Source organism: Rathayibacter sp. AY1D5, from assembly GCF_002932515.1.
In the GTDB taxonomy this organism is placed as follows: Bacteria; Actinomycetota; Actinomycetes; order Actinomycetales; family Microbacteriaceae; genus Rathayibacter.
Genome location: NZ_PSVU01000086.1, coordinates 1 through 5,438 on the forward strand (window position 1 = coordinate 1; position 5,438 = coordinate 5,438).

The following is a 5,438-nucleotide window of genomic DNA, read 5'->3' on the forward strand; positions in this document are numbered from 1 at the left end:
GGTGGGGCGAGTGGTCGGGTGTCAGCTTCCGGTGGGGGCGTCCTCGGTGTCGGGAGCGGTGCTCTCGGAGGGCGCCTGCGGGGCGACGGGCGCGGCGTCCGCCCGTTGACTTCCCAGGTGCGCGGCCGTGCTCGCGGGTCCGGGGGCGCTCGTCGGCTCGAGGTCCGTTCTCCTCCGGCTCCCGCTCCGTTCTCCTCCGGCTCCCGCTCCGTTCTCCTCCGGCTTCCGCGACTGTCCAGGAGTTGTCGCACTCGAGCTCGAGTGCGACAACTTCTGCGCACTCGGCGACGACCGCTGGGACAGGCCCGGCGGCTCGCGACCACGCGGAAGCGGCCGTACTGGAGCGCGAGTACGGCGACTTCGGAGCAGTGGCGACCGGCTCGAGTGCGCGGGTCCGCGAGTGCTCAGGAGTTGTCGCAGTCGACGCCGAGTGCGACGACTTCTGGACAGTGGGGGGAGGGGCTCCGGGTGAGGGCTCGCGAGTGCTCAGGAGTTGTCGCAGTCGAGGCCGAGTACGACGAGTTCTGGACAGTGGGGGGAGGCTCCGGGGTGAGGGCTCGCGAGTGCTCAGGAGTTGTCGCAGTCGAGGCCGAGTGCGACGAGTTCTGGACAGTGGGGGGAGGCTCCGGGGTGAGGGCTCGCGAGTGCTCAAGAGTTGTCGCAGTCGACGCCGAGTGCGACGACTTCTGGACAGTGGGCGGCGTCCGAGCGGCGTCAGGGGCCCCGGCAGCACCCGTCAGGGACCCCGGCGGCACCCGTCAGGGACCCCGGCGGCACGCATCCGGGACCCCGGCGGCACGCGTCGCGCCCGGCGCCCGCGACCTAGGGTGAGGGCATGCATCCGCTCGACGCCCAGGACCCGCTCGCGCACTGCCCCGAGCTGTTCGTCCGCACCCCCGAGGTCCGCTCCTACCTCGACGGCAACTCGCTCGGCCGGCCGCTGCGCGCGAGCGTCGCCCGGCTCGCGCGGTTCGCGGAGGAGGAGTGGGGCGGACGCCTCATCCGCGGCTGGGAGGAGGGCTGGCTCGACATGCCGCTCGAGGTCGGCGACGCCCTCGGCTCCGCGGTGCTGGGAGCCGCGGCCGGGCAGACGGTCGTCGCCGACTCCACGACCGTCCTGCTCTACAAGCTCGCCCGCGCGGCGATCGCCCGCCAGGCGGAGCAGGGGCGCGACGAGATCGTCGTGGACACCGATAACTTCCCCACCGACCGGTACGTGCTGGAGGGCATCGCGGCCGAGACCGGCAGCACGCTCCGCTGGATCGACTCCGACCCCGGGAGCGGCGTCGGCCCCGACCACCTCGCCCCGGTGCTCGGCGAGCGGACGGCGCTGGTGCTGCTCAGCCACGTCGCGTACCGCTCGGGGTTCCTCGCCGACGCCGCGGCGATCATCGCCCAGGCGCACGAGGCCGGCGCGCTCGTGCTCTGGGACGCCTCCCACTCCGTCGGCTCGGTGCCGCTCGAGCTCGACGAGTGGGGCGCGGACCTCGCGGTCGGCTGCTCCTACAAGTACCTGAACGGAGGCCCGGGGGCGCCCGCGTGGGCGTACGTCGCCTCCCGGCACCAGGGCTCGCTCGCGCAGCCGGTGCAGGGCTGGATGGGCGTCGCCGACATGTTCGAGATGGGACCCGGCTACCGTCCGGCCGAGGGGATGCGGCGCTTCCTCAGCGGCACCCCGCCGATCACGGGGATGCTCGCGATGCAGGACATGATCGCGCTGATCGCCTCGATCGGCATGCCCGCGGTGCGCGCGAAATCGGAGGCGATGACGGCGTACGCGCTGGAGCTGGCCGACGCGTGGCTGGTGCCGCGCGGGGTGCGGGTGGCGACTCCGCTCGATCCCGCCCGGCGCGGCTCGCACGTGACGATCGCGCACGAGTCGTTCGCCGGCCTCGTCCCGCGGCTGCAGGCGGACGGGATCGTGCCGGACTTCCGCCGACCCGACGGCATCCGGATCGGCCTCTCGCCGCTGTCGACCACCTTCGCCGAGCTGGAGCTGGGCATGGCGGCCATCAGGGACGCGCTGGACTGAGCGGGCCGGGGCGGGGGTTGGGCGGGGCGGCTGTCCCCGGCCCCGCCCCCATCCTCACCGCGCGTCGCGCGTCCGGCGGGTGCTCTCCTTCTGCAGGGCCTCGACGAGCTCGGCCTTCGTCATGCGCGAGCGGCCGGAGACGTCCAGGCGCTTGGCGAGGTCCATCAGGTGCGCCTTCGTGGCGTTCGCGTCCACTCCGCCCGCCGTCTCGCCCCCGGGGGAGCGGCCGTGGCCCTCGGCGCGGGAGTCGGAGGGGCCGCTCTCGGCCTTGCGCTCCCAGTGGTCGCCGACCTTCTCGTACTCGTGCTTCAGCGCGGCGAAGGCGGTGCGGTGGGCGCGTTCGCCGTCGCCGTAGCTGTCGACGGCCGAGTCGTGCGCGGCCGACCAGAGCTTCTGCGCATGCTCGTCGGAGCGCTCGATGGTGGACGGGATCTGTTCCTCGCGGGGCATGGCGGCCTCCCTCTCGTCCTCCGACGCTACGTCGGGTCGGAGGCGCCGGTCACCCCGTTGACGAGCGCGCGGCGGGCGCCTCCGTCCCCGGAGCGCACTCGGGAGGCCGCCGCCGGTGTTCTCACCGGGCCGACGCCGATGATGGGGCGATGTTCATCCCGACCAGAGCCGCCGGTCTCGAGGCGCTCGACGACTTCGTCGCCCGCGCCGGCTCCGCCTACGCCCGCGACCGCAACCACGACCTCGGACCGTCCCGGGACAACGTCTCCGGACTCTCGCCCTACCTCCGCCACCGCCTCGTCACCGAGCGGGAGGTCGTCGCCGCGATCCTCGCGCGGCACCGCCTGACCGCCGCGGAGAAGTTCGTCCAGGAGGTGTTCTGGCGCACCTACTGGAAGGGCTGGCTCGAGCAGAACCCGGATGTCTGGCGCCGCTACCGCCGCGAGGTGGCGGACTCCTCCGCGGGCGATCCTCCGCCCGGCTACCTCGACGCGATCGGCGGACGCAGCGGCATCGACGCGATGGACGCGTGGGTGAGCGAGCTCGTCGAGACCGGGTACCTCCACAACCACACCCGCATGTGGTTCGCGAGCATCTGGATCTTCACCCTCGGACTGCCCTGGCAGCTCGGCGCCGACTTCTTCTACCGGCACCTGCTCGACGGCGACGCCGCGTCCAACACCCTGTCGTGGCGATGGGTCGCCGGCCTGCAGACTCCGGGCAAGACCTACCTCGCCTCCGCGTCCAACATCGCGCGCTACACGGAGGGGCGCTTCTCGCCGAGCGGCCTCGCCACCACGGCCCCCGCGCTCACCGAGGAGCCCTTCCCGCCGCGGGCACCGCTCGAGCAGGACGACGTCGTGGGGACCGTCGGCGCCCGCCCCGTCCTCCTGCTGCACGAGGAGGACCTCGAGGCGGAGAGCCTGCTCGCCGAGCAGCCGGGTCTGGCCGAGCGCCTCGTGGCGTGCGCCGTCGCCGGGGACGCGGGCGGGCGCTCGCCGTCCGGAGTCTCCGACGCGGTCGCCGCCTTCACCGCCGCGGCGCTCGCCGACGCCGCCGAGCGCACCTCCGACTCCAGCGGTCGGCCGGCGAGGGTGCTGGCGGACGCGCGTGCCGCGACGGTCGTCGACTGGGCGGTGTCCGAGCGGATCGACACGGTGGTCGTTCCGTACGCGCCGGTCGGGCCCGTCGGAGAGCGGATGGAGGCGCTCCGCTCGGCTCTCGCCGACGAGGGGGTCGCGCTCGTCACCGTGCGCCGCCGCTGGGACGGTGCGGCGTGGCCGTCGGCGTCGCGGGGGTTCTTCCCGTTCCGGAAGCGGATCCCGGCGCTGGTGCGCGACCTCGTCGAGCCCGCCGACGCGGCCCGCCTGTTCTGAGCGGCGTTCCGAGAGCCGCGTCCCGCGAGCTGCGTCCTGTGGGCCGCGTCCCGCGAGCTGCGTCCTGTGAGCCCCGTCCTGTGCTGCGTCCTGTGAGCTGCGTCCTGTGAGCCCCGTCCTGTGCTGCGTCCTGTGAGCCCCGTCCCGCGGAACCTGCCTGGTCCCGCGGGGCGGGTGCCGCTCAGCCGAGCAGGCGGTCGCGGAGGAAGTCGCTCGCGAAGCGGCCCGAGGGGTCCCACTCGGAGCGGAGGGTGCGCCACTCCTCGAGGTGCGGGTAGAGCGGCGCGATCTCGTCGGCTCCGGCGAGGAAGTGCTTGCCCCAGTGCGGCCGGGCGCCGAGCGGCAGCAGCGCGCCCTCGACGGCGGGGAGCACGGCGTCGACGCCGGCGCGGTCCTTCTTGAAGGTGAAGTGCACGCCGACGCTGTCGCGGCCTCCGGCGGGGGAGAGCCACTGGTCGTCGCCCGCCATGGTCCGCAGCTCCGTGATGAGCAGGACGTCGTCGATCCGCTCGCCGATCGCGCGCAGCGCCACGATCGCCTCGCGGACGTTCGCGCGCGGCACCATGTACTCGCTCTGGATCTCGTCGCCCGCGCTCGGCTCGCGGTCGAGGCGGAAGTGCGGCAGGCGCTCGGACCACGGTCCGACGGAGCCGCCGAACGGGTTCAGGTTGGAGTCGACACCCTCCGAGACGGCGAAGAGGCTCGCGGAGGCGGCGACCGCGCCCAGGTGCGTCGCGTCGACGTCGGCGACGGATCCCGCCGCCACCTTGGTCTTCAGCCACAGCTGCTCCACCGTCGGCGAGGACCAGTGGGTCATGAGGCTGACGCTGTAGGCGGAGGAGGTGATCGCGTCGAAGTCGTCGAGCACGCGCTCCCAAGGCAGGTCGACGAACGCGTCCTGGCGGACGTCGAAGGTCGGCTGGATGTCGAGGGTCACGCGGGTGACGATGCCGAAGGCGCCGAGGCCGACGACGACGCCCTCGAAGCCCGGCTCCCCGCGGCGGATCGTGCGCAGCGAGCCGTCGGCGGTGACGAGCTCGAGCGCCGAGACGGCGGAGGAGAGGTTCGCGTTGCGGTCGCCCGAGCCGTGGGTGCCGGTCGCGATGGCGCCGGCGACCGAGATGTGCGGGAGCGAGCCCATGTTGTGCAGGGCGTAGCCGTTGCTGTGCAGGTGTGCGGCGACGACGCCGTAGCGGGTGGCGCCGCCGACGGTGACGGTGCTCGCCTCGGCGTCGATCACGGGGTCGGAGGCCAGGCGGCCCAGGTGCAGCAGTGCGCCGGGGGTGTCGGGCAGGGAGTTGAAGGAGTGGCGGCTGCCGAGGGCGCGGACGCGCTCGTTCTCGCGGACGAGGCGCTGCACCTCCTCGACGGACTCCGGCTCGATGATGGCGGCGGCGCGGTACTCGTAGGTGCCCGCCCAGTTGCTCCGTGAGGTCATGGGTCCATTCTGCCGGGTGCTCAGAGGATTTGTTGTTGGTTGCAACGAATGGCCTGGTAACGCACGGGACGCGGCAGGACGGAACGGCGTGGATTTTGTTCGGGGCGCGCTCCGGGCCCCTGCCGGGGAAAACCGCGATGAC

4 protein-coding genes are annotated in these 5,438 nt (G+C 73.4%); 2 read left to right on the plus strand and 2 right to left on the minus strand.

What is annotated here, in order from left to right; all coding sequences use genetic code 11:
• The first annotated feature begins 835 nt into the window (after positions 1 to 835).
• Positions 836 to 2,032: a kynureninase gene (locus tag C5C82_RS16590; RefSeq protein WP_104355405.1), complete on the plus strand. Its 1,197-nt coding sequence runs from the start codon at positions 836 to 838 to the stop codon at positions 2,030 to 2,032.
• A gap of 54 nt (positions 2,033 to 2,086) precedes the next feature.
• Here the strand turns inward: C5C82_RS16590 and C5C82_RS16595 are convergent, their stop codons facing one another.
• Positions 2,087 to 2,482, minus strand: a complete 396-nt coding sequence (locus tag C5C82_RS16595; RefSeq protein WP_104225169.1) for a ChaB family protein — start codon at positions 2,480 to 2,482, stop codon at positions 2,087 to 2,089.
• Between the two features lie 149 nt (positions 2,483 to 2,631).
• Between C5C82_RS16595 and C5C82_RS16600 the strand changes: the two genes are divergently transcribed.
• Complete coding sequence (locus tag C5C82_RS16600; protein WP_104355406.1) at positions 2,632 to 3,858, plus strand: FAD-binding domain-containing protein; 1,227 nt, start codon at positions 2,632 to 2,634, stop codon at positions 3,856 to 3,858.
• 181 nt (positions 3,859 to 4,039) lie between these two features.
• Here the strand turns inward: C5C82_RS16600 and C5C82_RS16605 are convergent, their stop codons facing one another.
• The gene (locus C5C82_RS16605; protein ID WP_104234610.1) at positions 4,040 to 5,296 is read right to left on the minus strand and encodes an FAD-binding protein; all 1,257 of its coding nucleotides are present in this window, start codon (positions 5,294 to 5,296) and stop codon (positions 4,040 to 4,042) included.
• Positions 5,297 to 5,438 lie beyond the last annotated feature (142 nt).

What these genes read in the sequence shown, in the direction of transcription:
- C5C82_RS16590 (WP_104355405.1), top strand. Translation starts at nt 836, where the DNA reads ATGCATCCGCTCGACGCCCAGGACCCGCTCGCGCACTGCCCCGAGCTG.
- C5C82_RS16595 (WP_104225169.1), bottom strand. Translation starts at nt 2,482, where the DNA reads ATGCCCCGCGAGGAACAGATCCCGTCCACCATCGAGCGCTCCGACGAG.
- C5C82_RS16600 (WP_104355406.1), top strand. Translation starts at nt 2,632, where the DNA reads ATGTTCATCCCGACCAGAGCCGCCGGTCTCGAGGCGCTCGACGACTTC.
- C5C82_RS16605 (WP_104234610.1), bottom strand. Translation starts at nt 5,296, where the DNA reads ATGACCTCACGGAGCAACTGGGCGGGCACCTACGAGTACCGCGCCGCC.